17 protein-coding genes and 1 riboswitch are annotated in these 17,142 nt (G+C 59.4%); of the genes, 13 read left to right on the top strand and 4 right to left on the bottom strand.

Annotation, left to right across the window (positions count from 1 at the left end; translation table 11 throughout):
- Positions 1-16 precede the first annotated feature (16 nt).
- The 3 genes from N8H71_RS01365 to N8H71_RS01355 all read right to left on the bottom strand — a co-directional run bounded on the left by N8H71_RS01365 (position 17) and on the right by N8H71_RS01355 (position 2,049).
- Positions 17-472 carry a GNAT family N-acetyltransferase gene (locus N8H71_RS01365; RefSeq protein WP_262192433.1) on the bottom strand — a complete coding sequence of 152 codons (456 nt, stop codon included), beginning with the start codon at positions 470-472 and terminating at the stop codon, positions 17-19.
- A 75-nt stretch (positions 473-547) separates the two neighbouring features.
- Positions 548-1,267, bottom strand: coding sequence for an SDR family NAD(P)-dependent oxidoreductase (locus N8H71_RS01360; protein WP_262192432.1), 720 nt, complete (start codon positions 1,265-1,267; stop codon positions 548-550).
- A gap of 125 nt (positions 1,268-1,392) precedes the next feature.
- Positions 1,393-2,049 carry an O-methyltransferase gene (locus N8H71_RS01355; protein ID WP_262192431.1) on the bottom strand — a complete coding sequence of 219 codons (657 nt, stop codon included), beginning with the start codon at positions 2,047-2,049 and terminating at the stop codon, positions 1,393-1,395.
- A 112-nt stretch (positions 2,050-2,161) separates the two neighbouring features.
- On the opposite strand from N8H71_RS01355, the gene N8H71_RS01350 reads away from it, so the two are divergent.
- From N8H71_RS01350 to N8H71_RS01305, 10 genes are all read left to right on the top strand, one after another.
- On the top strand, positions 2,162-2,794 hold the full coding sequence (locus tag N8H71_RS01350) for a TetR family transcriptional regulator (RefSeq protein ID WP_262192430.1): 633 nt from the start codon (positions 2,162-2,164) through the stop codon (positions 2,792-2,794).
- A gap of 106 nt (positions 2,795-2,900) precedes the next feature.
- The gene (locus tag N8H71_RS01345) at positions 2,901-3,614 is read left to right on the top strand and encodes a hypothetical protein (protein WP_262192429.1); all 714 of its coding nucleotides are present in this window, start codon (positions 2,901-2,903) and stop codon (positions 3,612-3,614) included.
- Between the two features lie 33 nt (positions 3,615-3,647).
- A riboswitch (cobalamin riboswitch) is annotated at positions 3,648-3,853 on the top strand.
- 93 nt (positions 3,854-3,946) lie between these two features.
- Positions 3,947-5,884: a TonB-dependent receptor plug domain-containing protein gene (locus N8H71_RS01340; protein WP_262192428.1), complete on the top strand. Its 1,938-nt coding sequence runs from the start codon at positions 3,947-3,949 to the stop codon at positions 5,882-5,884.
- Positions 5,884-6,243, top strand: coding sequence for a (2Fe-2S) ferredoxin domain-containing protein (locus N8H71_RS01335; protein ID WP_262192427.1), 360 nt, complete (start codon positions 5,884-5,886; stop codon positions 6,241-6,243). Before N8H71_RS01340 ends, N8H71_RS01335 begins: the two co-directional genes overlap by 1 nt.
- Positions 6,240-7,166 (top strand): ABC transporter substrate-binding protein, encoded by a 927-nt coding sequence (locus tag N8H71_RS01330; RefSeq protein ID WP_262192426.1) that lies wholly within the window; start codon positions 6,240-6,242, stop codon positions 7,164-7,166. Before N8H71_RS01335 ends, N8H71_RS01330 begins: the two co-directional genes overlap by 4 nt.
- 99 nt (positions 7,167-7,265) lie before the next feature.
- Positions 7,266-7,565 (top strand): hypothetical protein, encoded by a 300-nt coding sequence (locus N8H71_RS01325; RefSeq protein ID WP_262192425.1) that lies wholly within the window; start codon positions 7,266-7,268, stop codon positions 7,563-7,565.
- A gap of 232 nt (positions 7,566-7,797) precedes the next feature.
- Positions 7,798-8,229, top strand: coding sequence for a bleomycin resistance protein (locus N8H71_RS01320; RefSeq protein WP_262192424.1), 432 nt, complete (start codon positions 7,798-7,800; stop codon positions 8,227-8,229).
- Positions 8,230-8,247: 18 nt separating this feature from the next.
- Positions 8,248-9,285 carry an alpha/beta hydrolase family protein gene (locus N8H71_RS01315; protein ID WP_262192423.1) on the top strand — a complete coding sequence of 346 codons (1,038 nt, stop codon included), beginning with the start codon at positions 8,248-8,250 and terminating at the stop codon, positions 9,283-9,285.
- A gap of 66 nt (positions 9,286-9,351) precedes the next feature.
- Positions 9,352-9,675, top strand: a complete 324-nt coding sequence (locus N8H71_RS01310; protein ID WP_262192422.1) for a gamma-glutamylcyclotransferase family protein — start codon at positions 9,352-9,354, stop codon at positions 9,673-9,675.
- Positions 9,676-9,696: 21 nt separating this feature from the next.
- Positions 9,697-10,374, top strand: coding sequence for a phytanoyl-CoA dioxygenase family protein (locus N8H71_RS01305; RefSeq protein ID WP_262192421.1), 678 nt, complete (start codon positions 9,697-9,699; stop codon positions 10,372-10,374).
- On the opposite strand, the gene N8H71_RS01300 is transcribed toward N8H71_RS01305, so the two are convergent.
- Complete coding sequence (locus N8H71_RS01300) at positions 10,371-10,736, bottom strand: hypothetical protein (protein ID WP_262192943.1); 366 nt, start codon at positions 10,734-10,736, stop codon at positions 10,371-10,373. The two genes, N8H71_RS01305 and N8H71_RS01300, sit on opposite strands and share 4 nt — an antisense overlap.
- Before the next feature lie 151 nt (positions 10,737-10,887).
- Between N8H71_RS01300 and N8H71_RS01295 the strand changes: the two genes are divergently transcribed.
- From N8H71_RS01295 to N8H71_RS01285, 3 genes are all read left to right on the top strand, one after another.
- Complete coding sequence (locus N8H71_RS01295; protein WP_262192420.1) at positions 10,888-11,805, top strand: bifunctional helix-turn-helix transcriptional regulator/GNAT family N-acetyltransferase; 918 nt, start codon at positions 10,888-10,890, stop codon at positions 11,803-11,805.
- 193 nt (positions 11,806-11,998) lie between these two features.
- Entirely contained in the window at positions 11,999-15,628 is a 3,630-nt protein-coding gene (locus N8H71_RS01290; RefSeq protein ID WP_262192419.1) for a S8 family serine peptidase, read from the top strand.
- Positions 15,618-17,123 carry an MBL fold metallo-hydrolase gene (locus N8H71_RS01285; protein WP_262192418.1) on the top strand — a complete coding sequence of 502 codons (1,506 nt, stop codon included), beginning with the start codon at positions 15,618-15,620 and terminating at the stop codon, positions 17,121-17,123. Before N8H71_RS01290 ends, N8H71_RS01285 begins: the two co-directional genes overlap by 11 nt.
- The last annotated feature ends 19 nt before the right edge of the window (positions 17,124-17,142 follow it).

Genomic DNA, 17,142 nt, shown 5'->3' with positions numbered 1-17,142 from the left:
TCTGCACTCTGGGACGCTACAGCTCCAATGCCTTCGCCATGATGACCGTGCGCTCCGCCCCGTGAAACTCGTCTCGAATCTTTTCAAACCCAAGCGAAGCATGGAAGCTTTCTGCGGTGATTGAAGAAGGCACACGCAGCTGGTTCAGCCCCGCATTGATGGCAAGTGATTGAATCCTCTCCATCAAGTATCTTCCGATACCCTTTCCTTGATAGCGCGGGTCGACAAACACACTTCGGACAATGTCGTGATCAAGGCTTGCGGTTGCGACGATATGACTGCCGGCCGTAGCCACGAGGACTTGACGCTCACTCAACAGATGAAGGATCGCCGGGGGAGAAAAGCTTTGCGCCACTTGCTCGATGATTTCGGCGGAGTAGTCCTGACCGTTGGATTCGCGCAAAGCGCTGATGATCGTTCGACTGATCGCTGGCGCATCTGCATGCGTAGCGTTTCGAATCAGGTAATCCATCAAGACCACTCCTTGCGCGTCATCACTTGATCGTAGAAGGATTCCGCTTTATCGCTCCAAAAAAGTGGCAACCCTTCAGAAACGCTCATCCAGTATCGCCGGCAAAGTAATGTCCCTGACGAAACTCGCGCAAGAAAGACTCAAGATCATGCGCACCACCTGCACCACGTCATGCACCGGAATGAAATGGCCTTCTCCCCGCTGCTCGGCAATGGCTCTTGGCGTCTGAAGTGCATCGTCGGTATTCAGGTTGCCCAGGTTCAGGCAGGTCACGCCCAGGCGTTGCTGGCGGTAGCCTTCGCGCAGTGCGTCGGCGATGCCTTTCAACGCGAACTTGGAGGCGCCAAAGGTAACTTCGGGGCGACCGCTTTGCGGCAGGCCCGAGGTTGAGCCGGTCAGTATGATTCTTGGGTTGGCGCTGTTGAGCAGCAGCGGAAGCAGGCGTTTGATCAACAAAATGGTCGAGGTGATGTTGCAGGTGACGATGGCTTCCACCTGCTCGTCCTGGTCGGACAGGAAGTCATAGCCCGGCTCGAAGGCCAACTCTTCCCAGATGCCCAGGTTGTAGATCAAGGTATCCAGGCCGCCAGCAGCCACAGCCTGTTCGATGACCTGCGCGGCTTTTGCCGGCTCGCCGAGATTGGCCTCTACCCAGCTCACCTCGACGCCCGCTTGGGGTGTCAGGTTGTCGGGACGCGTCCGGGAGACACCGATCAGCGTGTCTCCCGGTTCGCCCAATCCATCGATGAACGCCCTGCCCAATCCTTTGCTTGCGCCGACCACCATGGTTTTCATTGCTTGTCTCCTTGACTGCCTGCTGACATGGAGTCGGCATGCAAGCAGGCGAATCTGGGTTTGGCAATCGGGAGGTTGTTTCCGGATATTCGCTGGCTGCCGGGAGCACTCGGCAGCGAACGCTATCACCCCAACCGCATCGACACCTCAATATCATCCGCAAACGGCACGCTCACGTAACCATTCCCCGGCGAGCGCACATGCGCCAGATACTCCGGGCAGTAATCGGTGTTGTCCGCCACCACCAGCGCACCCGGTCGCAGGTGTTTTTCCACCCGTTTCAGCACGTCGCCATACAGCGCTTTCGCACCATCGAGCAGAACTAAATCGACAGTCGATGGCAAGTCACGAGCCAGCGTGACCAGCGCATCCCCTTCGCGAATCTCAATCAAATCACTCACCCCGCCCTCAACAAAATGATGCCGAGCCAGTTCGATCTTCGACGGTTCAAATTCGCTGCCGATCAGCACACCGCCACCGTTGTCCCGCATCGCTGCCGCCAAGTGCAGAGTGGACAGGCCGAACGAGGTGCCGTACTCGACGATGGCTTTGGCCTTGGTGCTGCGCGCCAGCATGTACAGCAGTTTGCCGGTGTCGCGGGAGACGGGCAGCCACAGGTCTTTGAGCATGCCGTAGAGCTCGCGGTATTCAGTTTTGCTGTGCATCAGGCGTTCGCGTTCTTCATTGGACACGTCGTTCAACGCCGGACTGGTGGCGGTGCTGGCCTGGGTGTAGAGGCGTTCGATCAGGGTCGCCAGCGGTTCGGTGGTCAAGGTTGTCATGATGGTTTTCCGTAAGTTGGGAGCTAATATACGAATGATTCGTCGCATTCAAATGATGCGAGCGAATGGCCCTGTTCGCTATTCGCATTCCGCCCCGACGCCCGAGCTGACCATGACCGATCGCCAGACCGCCCGTATTTCCTCACGCAAACAGCCGCAACAGGCACGCTCCGCCGAGTTGGTGGCGGCGATTCTTGAGGCGGCTATTCAGGTTTTGGCCAAAGAAGGCGCGGCCCGTTTCACCACGGCGCGGGTCGCGGAGAAGGCTGGCGTGAGTGTCGGGTCGCTGTATCAATATTTCCCGAACAAGGCGGCGATTCTGTTTCGCTTGCAGAGTGATGAGTGGTTGCAGACCACGGGGATGCTGCAACGAATTCTGGATAATCGTGAGCAGCCACCACTGGAACGCCTGCGTACGCTGGTGCATGCGTTCATTCGCTCGGAGTGCGAAGAGGCGCAGATGCGCGGCGCGTTGAGTGATGCGGCGCCGCTTTATCGCGATGCGCCGGAAGCCCATGAGGTGCGGGCGGCGGGCAAGCGGATCTTCGCGACATTCATGGTGGAGTTGCTGCCCGGGGCCAGCGAAGCCGTTCGCACGCAGGCCTGCGATCTGATCCTCGCCACGCTCAGTTCGGTAGGCAAAGACTTTTCACTCAGTCCGCGTAGCGACGAGGAAATCACAGACCGCGCCGAGGGGATGGCGGACATGTTCAGCGCCTACGTGGTGGCGCTCGACGCCATATGAAGTTCTCGATAAGCCGACTCCCTTTGCGCTTGAACAGTCACGTTCTCAAGTTATCAAGATACCCGCCGAAGAAAACCTGATACTTCTATCGATTGGAAGGCATGGCATGGAGTACGCGTTAGCTGGCGAAATGTTCTGGAGTGCAGCATTCGTCATTTTTGGAATACCACTCTTCTATTTGCTTTTTTGCTGGCTATTTGTTTGGGAAAGTCGTTTCTCGCCACGACGGCTTGGGGACATTGGCTGGAAGCGAGTTGATTACTACTGGATCATTGCTGGCTCGACAGGCCTTGTATTTCAATTCATTCAATTCGGCCTGGAATCGAAACTCTCCAATGTAAGAGTAGAGGAGAGTTATTTCCGCTTATCGGCTCAATCCCTGAATATTGCAGCACAAGCATTGAGCGATCCGTCAATCTGCTTGGGGGCGATCGCACAGGGCACGGCAGATCTATCAAAGGAGGCAGCCCAGGAACTTGCAAATGCCTGCCGACTGTTTGAAATGATTCGCCCCTCCGACCCTGTAAGTACCCGGGTAGACAATAAAATCTACATGAACTACAACTCCGTTTTCCCACAAGCTGAGACTATTGAAAATCCGTTTGTCGTAGAACGGATCAAGCGATTCAAACAGGCATATTCCGATCACGAGGAACAGGCACGCTCCACCCAAAGCACGAAATACTCCGCCACAATTTACGAAAAGTATCTGAAGCTCTTGAAAATTCCGGCTGCCATTTTACTGGTTGCTGCGATCGCCCTCAGGCTGGCCAAAGTCAAGGGTGAAATAAGATTGAAAACGCACCACATCGAAAAGTAACGCGCGAGTTGACGCCCGCCCACCCGAGTGTTCAGATGCCGCCCTGTTTCAGGTGTCCCATGCCGCCGTGCATGGGGTGAAACGGGAAACCGGTACGTTCTTTTCGAACAAGTCCGGTGCTGCCCCCGCAACGGTAGGCGCGTGATGCATTCGATACACCACTGTGGCCAGACGGCCATGGGAAGGTGAAAGCGTCCATACGCGCGAGCCCGGAGACCGGCCTGAAATGTCTGTTTGGCAAAATCCTGCGGTGGGCGGGCATGGGCCGGTGTCGGCGTGTGCGCGATGCCTTCTCCTGCATGCTCTTCTGCGAAGATCCTTTCGAGAAGACGATGATCAAACCTTTCAACATCCCGGCTCCATCCTTGTTATTCGGCTGCCTGTTCAGCCCCCTGTTGCTGGCGGATGACACGCCGCTCGAACTCCATCAGCAAACCGTTTCCGCGCCGTCCGTGGAGTCCACCACCGTGGCCGATATGGCGCAATTCGGCAGCAAGGTCGAGATCGTCACCCGCGAGCAGATCGAACGCGCCGGCCCCAGCGCCGATGTCAGCCGCGTGATGCAGATGTTCATTCCCGGCCTGTACGTCGCACCGAAAAACGGCCCGTTCGACTACGGCACCTATTCCCTGCTCGGCGGGCGCAACGATGACACGCTAATCCTGCTCGACGGCGTGCGCCTGAACAATCGCCTGTACGGCGGTTTGTACCTGGACACGTTGCCGGCCAACGCCATCGAACGCATCGAAGTACTCAAGGGCGGACAGAGCCTGCTGTTCGGCACCCAAGCAGTATCGGGCGTGATCAACATCGTCACCCGCAGCCCGCAGAGCCGCAAAGCCTCCGGCGAAGTGAACATGGGCCTGGACACCTTCGGCGGCACCACCGGTGATGCCCGGGTCGAGAATATTTTCAGCAACGGCTTCGGCGACCTGGGTTTGCTGGCCTACGTCAGCCATAACGTCTCGGATGGCTATCAGCCGTTTCGCAATCGCGACCTGAAAAACGTCACCGAAAAGAAACGCGCCTATGAAGTCACGACCTTCGGCGGCAAGGCGATTCAGTCGTTCGGCGATGACTCGCGCCTGGAGCTGTTCTACCAATACGCCGACGCCAACCTCGACTTCGCGCGCCCGGTGGACAACCACAAGACCACCAACGACCGCATCCAGCAGATCGCCACGGCGACTTTCGAACAGACTCTCAATGAGCGCCTGAGCTACTTCGTCAAAGGTCATATCAACGACTGGGACACCCGCTACACGCGCATCAACAACACCGCCAACGGCGGCACCCGAACCATCAACCACAACGACTACTGGGGCTTCACCGACTGGGGTGTGCAGGCCGAAGGCAAGGCTGAATTGCCCGGCGGGCATGTGCTGGTGTTCGGTACGGACAACCAGTGGTTCAAGGGTCAGGACGATGTGCTGATCATCGACAACGACAAGGCCGAAGCCCACGCGCTGTACACCCAATTGCGCCCGCAGATCGACGCCCTGCCCGACTGGCACCCGAGCATCGGCATCCGACACGAAGCCATGGGCGGTGGCGATAGCGCCACGGTCGGCATGCTCACTTCGCTGTATGACCTCAACGAAAACTGGTCTGTGCGCGGGCAGTACGGCACGGCCTACAAACTGCCGAACGCCGAGCAGTTGTTCGTCAACGAGCCCGGCGACGAGTTGGGCAACCGTAATCTGAAACCGGAGAAAAGCCGCAACGCCGAACTCGGTCTGGATTACAAAGGCTTGCTGCTCGACCGCGAATTCAGCGCCAGCGTCACCCTTTTCAAACGCAAGATCGACGACCTGATCACCCTCGATGACATCCAGTGGGTCAACGGCCAGGGCCAGGTGCAAATGCGCGGTTTCGAGGCGGACGCCAGACTGGCGCTCAACGAGCAATGGAGCCTTCAGGCCGACATGACCCGCAACCTTACCGAGTCGCGCGCAGGCGTCACGCTGAACGATGTGCCGAGCTTCCTCGCCCGTTCGCGCGTCGGCTACGAGTCGGTTGACCGGATGTGGGGCGCCGGCGGTGCGATCCGCTATATCCGCGACGTGATCAGCTCGAAACAGGTCGAATACGGCCATTATTCGGTGGTGGACGCCGACGCTTATCGGTACCTCGACGGCGCCCATCAGCACCGGGTGAGCCTGCTGGTGGAGAACCTGTTCGACCGCGACTACGTCACCAGTCGCTCGAACAACGTCGACAACCTCGGGCGGCCGTTCACCTCCGAAGTCCGCTACACGTACCGCTTCTGATGGCTGACATCATCACTACCGACGGCGTCGATTCGCACCCGGACTGGTCCCATGTTCCCGCGCATGCGCGCCACGTGTTCCTCTGCACCGGCCCGCGCTGCACCCAGCGCGGCGCCTTGCAGTTATGGAAAACCCTGCGCCGGCATCTACTGGCGCATGACCGAATCGAGACACCGGGCGGCGTTCTGCTGACCCGCACCCATTGTCAGTTCCCGTGCAACCTGGGGCCGATCGTGACGGTGTATCCGGAAGCGTGCTGGTACGGCGTGCGCAGTCACGCGGATGCACAACGGCTGGTCGAAGGGCATCTGGTGGACGGTGAAGTGGTCGAGGATTTGCTGATCAGGGCGCGCTCATGAGAAGGATCGTTTTTTGGGGCGCCCTGATCTGCGCGCTGCCCGTTTTAGCCGACAGTTACCGCAACTGCGGCGAGACCTGGAACGCGCCAGTCTCGCAACCGTCGAGGATCGTCGCCCTCAATCAGCACGCCGCCGATCTGGTGCTGGCGTTGGGGGCAGGCCCGGCGCTGGCGGGCGTCGCCTATCTGGACGATACCGGTGCGCCTCAAGCCGAGTACTTCGGCGTGCCGGTGATCGCGCCCCGCTACCCGTCGAGCGAAGTGCTGTACGCACAGAAACCGGATCTGGTGATCGGCGGGTTCGCGTCGGCCTTTGGCAATGGCGTGACGTCGCGCAGCGGACTGGGGCGCAACGGCGTGGCGTCCTATTTGCTGGAGTCGGCGTGCAACGAGCATTCGCTGGACTACTTCGAACACATCCGCAACGACCTCTCGATCCTCGGCGCGCTGCTGCACAAACAGCCGCGCGCCCGGGAACTGAGTAATGCGCTGGACGCTGATCTGAACCGCGCCCAGGCACTGGCCGGCTCGGGAAAACCGTTGTCAGTGTTCTATCTGGACAGTGAAGTCAACGGCCTCGACAGCGAGGGCCGACGGGGATTCGTCACTCCGTTGCTGGCTGCTGCCGGGGCGCGAAACCTGTTTGCCGACATCAACCAGTATCGCGTGACCGTGAGCCGCGAAACCCTGCTCGCCAGTGATCCGGACGTGATCCTGCTGGCCGATGCGCAATGGTCGCCGGCCAGTCGCAAGCGTCAGTTGTTGACGCAGGATCCGGTGTTATCGACCCTGCGGGCGGTGCGCGAGAACCGGATGATCGAGATTCCCTTCACCCATTTGCTGCCCACGGTGGACAGTGGTCGCGTGGCGCTGGGATTGGCGCAGCAGTTCAGAGCACTTCAGGCGACCGAGCCCAATCATTGACTGCATCAATAACAACCATTAATTCAATGAAGTTCTCATATCGAATCCGAAGCGTAGGATCTGCTCCATACCAACCCACTGCACACGGAGTACAGAACCATGAAACGCCAAACCATCCTCGGTATCGCCTTCTCGCTCTTCGCCCTGAATGCTTTCGCGGCGACTGAAACCGAGCCACTGTTCAGCGATGCGGTAGCCGCGACCGAGACTGATCCATTGTTCAGTGACGCCGTTGCCGCTGCGACCCAGACTGATCCACTGTTCAGTGACGCCGTAGCCGCGACCGAGACTGATCCGCTGTTCAGCGATGCGGTAGCCGCAACCGAAACCGATCCGCTGTTCAGCGATGCGGTTGCCGAAGGTGGTTCTGACCGTCTGATCGAACGTCGTAACGTCTGAATGCACTGCTTTACCGCAGCACTCGACGAAAGCCCGGCCTTATCCGCCGGGCTTTTTCATGTGGGGACATTTTTAAAGGGGGACAGATCTATTTTTTCAGAATGTCCCGCTTTTGGCCGCGGTTGATTACTGAAAGCCCTCTGGCCACTTACCCCGATTCACGCTTACCTTACCGCGCTGCTTGTCTCTCTTTGCCACTTGGCATCGAATCGAACGAAAAGGAATTCACCCCATGTTTGAACGGAACAAACTGGTTCCAGAATTAATGGTCACGAATCTGCAGGCCAGCCTCGTTTTCTGGGTCTCCTGCCTGGGATTCAACGTCGCTTATCAACGCCCGGAAGATGGCTTCGCCTATCTCGACCTGAATGGCGCTCAAGTCATGCTCGAACAGATTGAACCAGATGCAGGCCAGTGGCTGACGGCGGAACTGAGCAAGCCCTTCGGAAGAGGCGTCAATCTGCAGATCGACGTTGAGGCGGTTGCTCCCATCATCGAAAAATTGGGCGCCGCTCAGGTCTCACTCTATAAAACCTGCAAAGACACCTGGTATCGCGCTGACGATGTCGAAGTCGGCCAGCGTGAGTTTCTCGTTCAGGATCCGGACGGTTATCTCGTAAGACTGGTAGAACGTCTGGGCGAACGTCCCGTTTGCCAGATCTGATCAAGGAAGATAAAAACAATGAAAAACGCTTTCCGTATCCTGCTTCTGATCTGCTTTTCGGCCAGCGCAAACGCTGACGAAAACTCCATCGGTTTCCGCTCCGCCACGCTGGCGGATTCGCGCGGCGAACGCCCGCTGGATATGGTCGTCTGGTATCCCGCCAAAACCTCCGCCCCCGCACAATTGATTGCCGACGACGCGGTGTTCGTCGGGACTTCGGCGGTGCGCGAGGCGCCGCCAACGGCCGGTGATCATCCATTGCTGGTGTTGTCCCACGGTTTCAGGGGCAACTGGAGCAATCAAGCGTGGCTCGCCAGTGCGTTGGCCCGTCAGGGTTACATCGTCGCGGCGGTCAATCACCCCGGCACTACGACTCATGACCGCAGTCCGAAAGCCGCTGCACAGTTGTGGCAACGACCTGCCGACATCAGCCGTGTGATCGATGCAGTCACCGCTCAACCGGAGCAATTTGGCGAAGTCTCGAAGGAGCGAATTGCAGTCGCCGGCCATTCGCTCGGCGGCTGGACCGCTCTGGAAATCGCCGGCACACGTTTTGACCCTGAACGCTTTGCGCAGGACTGCGCAGCCCATCAAAAACTCGCCAGCTGCTCGGTCTACAAGACGATCAACGTCGCCGACACGCCGGATGCGAAGAACCGGATCAGCGCAGACTTGAGCGACAAACGCGTCAGCGCCATTGTGTCACTGGACCTTGGCCTGTCACGCGGGATGACCGACGCCAGCCTCGCCGCGTTGGCGGCTCCGACACTGGTGATCGGCGCGGGCGTGCCGTCTGAAGACCTTCCCGCCCAACTGGAATCGGCAAATCTCGCCACGCGGCTGCCTTCGGCTACCTCGCAATATGTCGAGATCAGCGACGCCAGCCATTTCAGCTTCATGTCCTTGTGCAAGCCCGGCGCCGTGGCGCTGCTGGAAGCAGATTCACCAGGCGACGGCATCATTTGCGGGGACGGCGGCGCGCGTTCCCGTGAGGCGATCCAGCAACAGGTGGTGGCCTTGATCGACGGGTTTCTGAGCCGGTCGACGCAGAACTGATCGCGGTGTTGCCTGCACATCGCGCATACGTCAGGATCCCTCCCTTTTTAACTGGCAGGAGCAATCGTGGAACGTCTCTTCGTTTATGGAACCCTGGGCCCCGGCCGGCCGAATGAGCATGTGATGCTGAACATCGGCGGCACATGGCAGGCTGCTTCGCTGAAGGGGCGCCTGTCACAGGCCGGATGGGGCGCGGCCATGGGCTTTCCCGGGCTGGTGATTGCCGAGGATGGCGATGTCATCGAAGGCTACGTGTTCGCCTCCGAGAATTTCCACCTGCACTGGGCCGCGCTGGATGAGTTTGAAGGGGCTGAATATCAGCGGGTGTTGACCAAGGTGACACTGGACGACGGCGCAACCGTTGAGGCTTTTGTCTACGCTCTGCGCTAGCCAACAAAACCGAGGGCGTCTGTGGCTGACCGCGAACAACTCCACCGAAACGGCTACGTGCTGCTGCGCCAGGCAATTGCGCCGACATGGCTGGACACGCTTCGCGCTGTCTTCGATGCAGGCGTGAAGCCGTCCGGCGAATGGCCCGTGCCCCGCGGCATCGACTGGCGCCATTCGCAGCTGGACACTGACGCCACCGTTCAGGCCGTGTGCCGATTGCCACACTTGCTGGCGGTGGTGGGAGAGTTGATAGGCGAACGCTTCTTCCTCTCTCAAGTCGAGGGCCGCGAACCGCTCGCCAATGGCGGCCACCAACAGTTGCACCGTGACTTGTCGGTGCAACGCCCCGGCGACACCGTCAACGCGCTGGTGTATATCGACGATTATGGCCCGGAAAACGGTGCAACCCGCATTGTCCCCGGCAGCCATCGCCCTGCACCGAACGCCCCCCCGTTCGACTTCACTGACGAGTCCCGATCCGTGCCACTGACGGGCAACGCGGGCGACATCCTGATCTTCGATGCCGACCTGATCCACGCCGGGAGTCTGAACGCCAGCGGCGTGCGCCGACGCTCCCTGTTGATCACCTTTTTTTCCGAATCGCTCTATGCAACACACCTGGAAACGGTGAGCCTCAGAAGCATACGAATGGACACGACTGAGCGGTTCGATCCGGAGGACTTTGCGCTTGAGTCCTAACCACCAAACTCAAGGTAAGTCGACTCACCTCCTCCCGTTGCCCCCGACAACCAGCCCCACACAAAGGCCAGCGTAGTGCGCCCGTCATGATCGACGCCGACCGTGCCACGGGACCAACCGGCAAGCAGCTCGCCATCCAGTGTCAGACACTGAAAAAGCAGCTCGAATGTATCCGGTCCGGTCACGCGCCCGACTTGATTGCCGATGCGAATCCGTCCGCCTTGGTAGGTGCTGGAAATGGCATTGCCGTCGACCTCGTAATAAAAAATCGTGCCTGCACCGGAAAGTCCTTGAGCATTGTTGGTGACCGCGAAACGGCGCTTGTGCAAACGTGCAGCGACTTGCGAAAAAGCAGTTTCCACGACTTCAGGCGATTCCATAGGGCTTTCCTTGTGAGAGGTACATTCCTTGCCGGGGAGAATACGAGGCGCTGATCGGATCAAGCAATTCATTTGACTTGATTGCCTAGGGCAACTATATAGTTGCCTAAAGCAAACATATGATCAACCCGCCATGCCCACAATCACCGACCGCGCCGACATCGTTCGCCAGTTCAACCGTTTCTACACCCATCAGATCGGCGTGTTGCAGGAGCATCTGCTGCAAAGCGATTACTCGCTGACCGAACTGCGCATCCTCTATGAACTGGCGTCCGGCGGTGACCTGACCAGCGCCGACCTGCGGCAGATGCTCAGCCTGGACGCCGGCTACATGAGCCGAATCGTCAGTGGTTTCGACAAAAAAGGCCTGATCCAGAAAGTCCCCTCCGCCACCGACGCCCGCGCGAGTCAGTTGCACATCACCGATCTTGGCCGCGAGATCCTGGCCCCACTTGAACAAGCCTCCCGGCAAGAGGTCATCACCCTGCTCGAACGCCTGGCCGAGCCGCAGCAACTGCAACTGATTGCGTCCATGAAGCAGATCCAGGCACTGCTTGAAGGCGGCCAGCCGACGACCTATCTGCTGCGCGATCCGCAACCCGGCGACATGGGTCTGGTGGTGCATCAGCAGACCGCAATCTACAGCCGCGAATACGGCTGGAACTCGGAGTTCGAAGCGCTGGTGGCCGAGATCGTCGCCAAATACCTGCGCGAGTTCGACCCCACCGGCGAGCGCTGCTGGATTGCGGAAAAGGACGGCAAGGTTGTGGGTTCGGTGTTCGTCGTCCGCCACGACGAAACCACCGCCAAACTGCGCATGCTCTACGTCGATGCCAGTGCACGGGGCCTTGGGATCGGCAACCGACTGGTCGAGGAGTGCCTGCGCTTTGCCCGTGATGTCGGCTACAAAAAGATGATCCTGTGGACCACCAGCAATCTGGTGGACGCCCGCCGGCTGTATCAGCGGGCGGGGTTTGAGCTGGTTGAGGAAGAACCGATTCAGAGCTTCGGCAAGGAGTTGGTGAGTCAGACGTGGGCGATTGATCTCTAGGGTTCGATCGGCTCGACTGAAACGTAAAACGCCCAAGGTTGCATGGCTGTTCTGCATTGCTCAGAACGTGCCAGAACCTTGGGCGTTTTGGTTTTTTCAGCTTCGGGAAAACGCAGTCGATTCCAAAACTGGAAGTAGTGGCAAAATGGGCTAGAACAATTCAGATCGGTTCACTCATCAAGGGAGAAGAGAGATGGGACAGGCGCTGCTGGTGAAGATCCGCGGGAGCTTAAACCCAACGCAAAAACAAGGACTTGCGGCAGCAGCCGGAGGACCGGACCTCGAGGAAATCCTGAAGATTCCCGCTCGACCGGCCCTGCCCGGCGCAGCGGGCCTGGCCGCCACCCACGATTCAACCTGGTATCGGGCAGCCTTGCCTTCTACGGTGAATCCTTGGGACGCCGCCCATGCAATGCTTGCCCAGGGCGCAGCCTTTGCCGCCACGGGTGGCGCGCACATCGAGTTCATCGAACCGGACGCCGAACAGCAATGGTTTCTCGACACGTCAAACAACCCGCAAGCGCTGGCTGCGGCAGCCTGCACCTTTCATCCTCAGGACAAGTCGGGCGATAAGGCCACCTCCAACGCTGGCAACGACTGGCATCTTCAGGGTCAGCATTCGCAACTTGGCAATGCGCGCAGCAGTGTCAGCCAGGCGGCCCAGCAGGCCATCAAGATCGCTCACCTCGACACCGGTTATGACCCGAATCACGCCAGCCTGCCGCTGAATCTGGACCGGCAGAATCAGCGCAATTTTCGCGATCAGGGTCGGCTCAACGACGCCACCGATCGCACGCCGAACGGGTGGACGGCCGTTCGCAATCAGGGCCATGGTCACGCCACGTTGAGCCTTCTGGCTGGCAACCAGATCAACAATGTTCCCGCATCGCAAAGCATTGGCGGATTCATTGGCGGCGCACCGTTCGCAACGGTCATTCCAGTACGCATCGCGGACTGGGTGGTGCGGTTCTCCACCAGCACCATGGTCCAGGGCTTCCAGTATGCGGTGGACCAGGGCGTGCATGTCTTGTCGATGAGCATGGGCGGCCTGACCTCACGTGCGCTTGCCGATGCAGTCAACCTGGCCTACGACAAAGGCATCTTCATGGTCACCGCGGCGGGCAACAATTATGCAAAGGCGCCCACACCCGGCTCCATCGTATTCCCTGCCCGCTTCAAGCGCGTCCTTGCAGCCTGCGGTGTAATGGCTGACGGTCGGGCCTATGCCGGTCTCAGCCCGTTCACCATGCAAGGGAATTACGGGCCCGCATCGAAGATGCCGACAGCAATGGGTGCCTTCACGCCGAACGTGCCATGGGCGGAGTTCGGCTGTACCCGGCTCGTCAGCATGGACGGCGCGGGCACCTCCTCCGCAACGCCGCAACTGGCCGCTGCGGCGGCGCTCTGGATGGCCAAAAACGCGCAGGCGCTCGCGGCTTACCCCGAACCCTGGATGCGCGTAGAAGCTACACGAACGGCATTGTTCCAGTCGGCGCTGCCAACCACGGCGGCCATGGGGAAAAATGAAACGTTCGAGAAGATCGGTCGAGGCGTGTTGCAAGCCAACGCAGCGCTGCAAATCGCGCCCGCTGCTGCCGGCAGCCTTCAAAAAACCTCGTCAGCGGAACCCAGTTGGGGCTGGCTCAACATGATTTTTGGTGTCGGCGGCGTCAGCCTTACCTCAGGACAGCCATCAGCGACAGCCGAGATGTTCGCGCTCGAGCTGACACAGATGGCCCAGCGAAACCGGTTGGTGGATGACGCGATCCCGGACAGCGATGGCTCCACCAGCATTGCGCCGGCCATGCTCAACCGTTACCTCGAAGCGGCTCTGGATGCGGGCAATCCCTCGGCACCGTTGAAAGCCTTTCTGGAGCAACAGCTTGGTCGTCGGCAGGCCGTCGCCAATACCAGCCCCGCGCCAGTAACGCCGAGACCACAAATCCAGCGCAAGGCTAAAATGCTGCCCACGCCACCGCGACGCTTGCGGGTGTATGCACTGGATCCTTCCATCGCCAAGACACTGGATTCTGTCGATATCAACCAGACCGTCATCTCTGTTCCCTGGGAAGAAGACCTCAAGCCTGGCCCGGTTGGCGAATACCTTGAGATTGTCGACATTGACCCGGCCTCCGATCGCCTTTACGACCCGGTGAACCTGAACGATCCAAAACTGTTGGCTCAAGATGGATGGCCGCCCTCCGAAGGCAATCCCGAATTCCATCAGCAGATGGTGTATGCCGTCGCGATGAAGACCATCAAGAACTTCGAGGAAGCGCTTGGCCGGCGGGTTCTCTGGGCCGCGCGATGGGCAAACGTCGCCGGCGCAAATGGTCAGTCGCAGCTCAAGGCCTACACAGTGCGTCGGTTGCGAATCTATCCCCATGCGCTACGCACCGACAACGCCTATTACAGCCCTGACAAAGTTGCGCTGCTGTTCGGCTACTTCCAGTCCCAATCCGATCCGACCGGTGCCACACCCGGCGGCACCATGGTGTTTTCATGCCTGTCGAGCGACATCATTGCCCATGAAATGTCCCATGCGCTGCTGGACGGTCTGCACCGGCGTTTCCAGGATGCATCGAACCCTGACGTGCCGGCCTTCCACGAAGCCTTCGCCGACATCGTCGCGCTCTTCCAGCACTTCTCGATTCCCGAGCTGGTGCGCTTTCAAGTGCGCCAGGCTCACGGTGTTCTCGACGCGGCCAAACTGTTGGGTTCGCTGGCCAAGCAGTTTGGCGAAGGGACCAACCGTGGAGGACCACTGCGCGACTATCTTGCCAAGGGTGAGAAGCCCAAATATCCCGACGAGATGGAGATGCATGCGCGAGGTTCGATCCTGGTATCGGCGGTCTACGAGGCGTTTCTGAGCATTGTCGACCGCCGTACAGCAGACCTCATCCGTATTGCCACGAATGGCACCGGCCTCCTTCCCAAAGGCGCCCTCCCTCCCGATCTGGTCGAGCGACTGACGGAGGAAACCTGCAAGGCTGCGCGGCATGTCCTGCGCATATGCATTCGTGCGCTGGATTACTGTCCCGCTGTGGACATTACTTTCGGCGAGTATCTGCGGGCGCTCATCACCGCGGACATCGATCTGGTCGCCGTGGACAGATTCCACTACCGCGTCGCCTTCATGGACGCCTTTCGAAAACGCAACCTGCTGCCTCGGGACGTCCGGACGGTATCCGAGGAATCGCTTGCCTGGGGCACGCTCGCCGATCCCCGGCCCCACTGGCTTGCAAAACTGGTGGAGGATCTCGACTTCGGATGGGATCTGAAGCTTGACAGAGAAGAAGTCCAGAGGCTCAACGAGACCAATCGCTGGAAACTGTGGGCACGGCTCAACGACCTTTTGAAAAAGAATCCTGAGCTCTACGTCGAGTTCGGCCTGCTTCCCGGTGTACCGAGGTACTCCGCCGATGGCGTGCTGGAGCAGGCAGCGCCCCCCGGCGGAACCACGTTCGATGTGCCCAGCGTGCGCCCGGCACGCCGCGTGACGCCCGATGGTGGGTTTCAGACCGAAGTGGTTGCAACGATCCTGCAACGCCGACCGGTTCCCGTGGATCCGAATAATCCGAACGGCCCGCAAATGTGGTTCCGGGGCGGCACGACACTCATCCTGGATCCTCGCAAGAACGCCTGCGAAGTCCGTTACGCCATCGTCAAGAACAGCGGCAGCGAAAGCCGTCTGGCCCGACAACGACAACAAGCCTCAAGCGGCTCCATGAGCGCTCTGCAGGCCCTCTATTTCGCGACTGAAACCGTTGAACCGTTCGCGCTGCTGCACGCTTCAAATGGAGGATTCGGCCATGCCCAATAAGCATCCGGGATTTACTATCCGTCATTACTGCCAAGGCATTGGTGATTGTCATCTGCTGCGCTTCGACAAAGACAACGGCGAGCCTTTCTGGATGCTCATCGACTGTGGGATTCACACGTCTATCAAGGGCGGGTCGCAAATCATCGATGACATCGTGGCCGACATTGCCACGCAAACCAAAGGCAAAATCGACGTCGTGGTGCTGACGCACGAGCACACGGATCACATATCAGCGTTCAGGGAATCATCGAAACGGTTTGCCGACATCAAGGTCGACGAAGTGTGGATGGCCTGGACAGAATCGCCGACGGACCCTGATGCTCAAGAGCTGGACAAGTTCAAGCAACAGGCCCTGAACGCGCTCTCGGGCGCCAGTCGACAGTTACACGGCGTGGCACACCTTGAATCGGCAAAGGCTACCGCGCCACTGCGTGAGGGCATCGACGAACTCTTGGCGTTCAGCTTCGGTGCCCAGGGCGAAACGGTACGCGGCATGCGTGATGCTGCTGGCCGCCTCGCCAGCAAAGGCATCAAATACCTGGAGCCCGGCCAGGCCCCCATCGACATTCCCGGCATGCCTGCGGTACGGGCGTACGTGCTGGCACCGTCGCGAAAACCTGAATACTTCAATATCGTGGATCGGGTTGGCGAGCGCTATCAGATGGCAAGCGATGAAAATGGGCTGCGCGTTGCCGAGACGCTTTCAAGCGCATTTTCTGCGGCTGCAACAGGCAGCGACTTCACTGACCTGACCGCCCCTTTCGATCCGAGTCAGGGCACCCCGCTCGCCGAAGTGCAGCAGTCGGGCAAGGCACGCAACTCCGTAGCCGCTTTCGCGCAAGCTCACTACTACGGCCCAAGCGAACGCGCACCGCTCATAGCCTCCAGAAAACGCGTGAAAACCACCGACGCCAACGAGACCGATCAGGCCTGGCGCAGGATCGACTTCGACTGGATGAGCGCTGCCGGCTCGCTGGCGATGCAGCTCGACAACAAGACCAACAACACCAGTCTTGTACTCGCCTTCGAGATCGTCGACACCGGGCGCGTTTTTCTCTTCGCAGCCGATGCGCAGATCGGCAACTGGCTGAGCTGGCAAGACGCAAACTGGACAATGGCGGACGAGACCACCGTGACCGGCACGGACCTGCTGAACAGGACCGTCTATTACAAGGTGGGTCATCACGGCAGCGAAAACGCGACGGCCAAAGCCAAAGGGCTGGAGCTGATGACGAGCCAGGACCTAACGGCCTTCATCCCCACCAACGAGGACGATGCAAAAAATGTGAAATGGGGCGAAATGCCCTACCACTCACTCATGGCAGCACTTGATGCCAAGTGCGGTCCGCGCGTCGTTCGGGCCGATAATCCGAAACTGCTGGCTGGTCAGGCGCCCTTCGATGCACCCTCCGGGTCCATCCACGCAGTTCGGGTGGGCGCGGTCGGTAACGGCGGGGATCAACGTCGAACATGGGTTGAGTTCGACGTTGTGTAGCATCGAAAAACCGCGCCAA

Source organism: Pseudomonas koreensis, assembly GCF_025447595.1.
Taxonomy (GTDB): domain Bacteria; phylum Pseudomonadota; class Gammaproteobacteria; order Pseudomonadales; family Pseudomonadaceae; genus Aquipseudomonas; species Aquipseudomonas koreensis_H.
The sequence above is the reverse complement of the archived record's forward strand: the minus strand, read 5'-3'. Positions and strand labels throughout refer to the sequence as shown.

What these genes read in the sequence shown, in the direction of transcription:
- N8H71_RS01290 (WP_262192419.1), top strand. Translation starts at nt 11,999, where the DNA reads ATGGGACAGGCGCTGCTGGTGAAGATCCGCGGGAGCTTAAACCCAACG.
- N8H71_RS01360 (WP_262192432.1), bottom strand. Translation starts at nt 1,267, where the DNA reads ATGAAAACCATGGTGGTCGGCGCAAGCAAAGGATTGGGCAGGGCGTTC.
- N8H71_RS01350 (WP_262192430.1), top strand. Translation starts at nt 2,162, where the DNA reads ATGACCGATCGCCAGACCGCCCGTATTTCCTCACGCAAACAGCCGCAA.
- N8H71_RS01285 (WP_262192418.1), top strand. Translation starts at nt 15,618, where the DNA reads ATGCCCAATAAGCATCCGGGATTTACTATCCGTCATTACTGCCAAGGC.
- N8H71_RS01330 (WP_262192426.1), top strand. Translation starts at nt 6,240, where the DNA reads ATGAGAAGGATCGTTTTTTGGGGCGCCCTGATCTGCGCGCTGCCCGTT.
- N8H71_RS01320 (WP_262192424.1), top strand. Translation starts at nt 7,798, where the DNA reads ATGTTTGAACGGAACAAACTGGTTCCAGAATTAATGGTCACGAATCTG.
- N8H71_RS01340 (WP_262192428.1), top strand. Translation starts at nt 3,947, where the DNA reads ATGATCAAACCTTTCAACATCCCGGCTCCATCCTTGTTATTCGGCTGC.
- N8H71_RS01325 (WP_262192425.1), top strand. Translation starts at nt 7,266, where the DNA reads ATGAAACGCCAAACCATCCTCGGTATCGCCTTCTCGCTCTTCGCCCTG.
- N8H71_RS01335 (WP_262192427.1), top strand. Translation starts at nt 5,884, where the DNA reads ATGGCTGACATCATCACTACCGACGGCGTCGATTCGCACCCGGACTGG.
- N8H71_RS01345 (WP_262192429.1), top strand. Translation starts at nt 2,901, where the DNA reads ATGGAGTACGCGTTAGCTGGCGAAATGTTCTGGAGTGCAGCATTCGTC.
- N8H71_RS01365 (WP_262192433.1), bottom strand. Translation starts at nt 472, where the DNA reads ATGGATTACCTGATTCGAAACGCTACGCATGCAGATGCGCCAGCGATC.
- N8H71_RS01315 (WP_262192423.1), top strand. Translation starts at nt 8,248, where the DNA reads ATGAAAAACGCTTTCCGTATCCTGCTTCTGATCTGCTTTTCGGCCAGC.
- N8H71_RS01295 (WP_262192420.1), top strand. Translation starts at nt 10,888, where the DNA reads ATGCCCACAATCACCGACCGCGCCGACATCGTTCGCCAGTTCAACCGT.
- N8H71_RS01355 (WP_262192431.1), bottom strand. Translation starts at nt 2,049, where the DNA reads ATGACAACCTTGACCACCGAACCGCTGGCGACCCTGATCGAACGCCTC.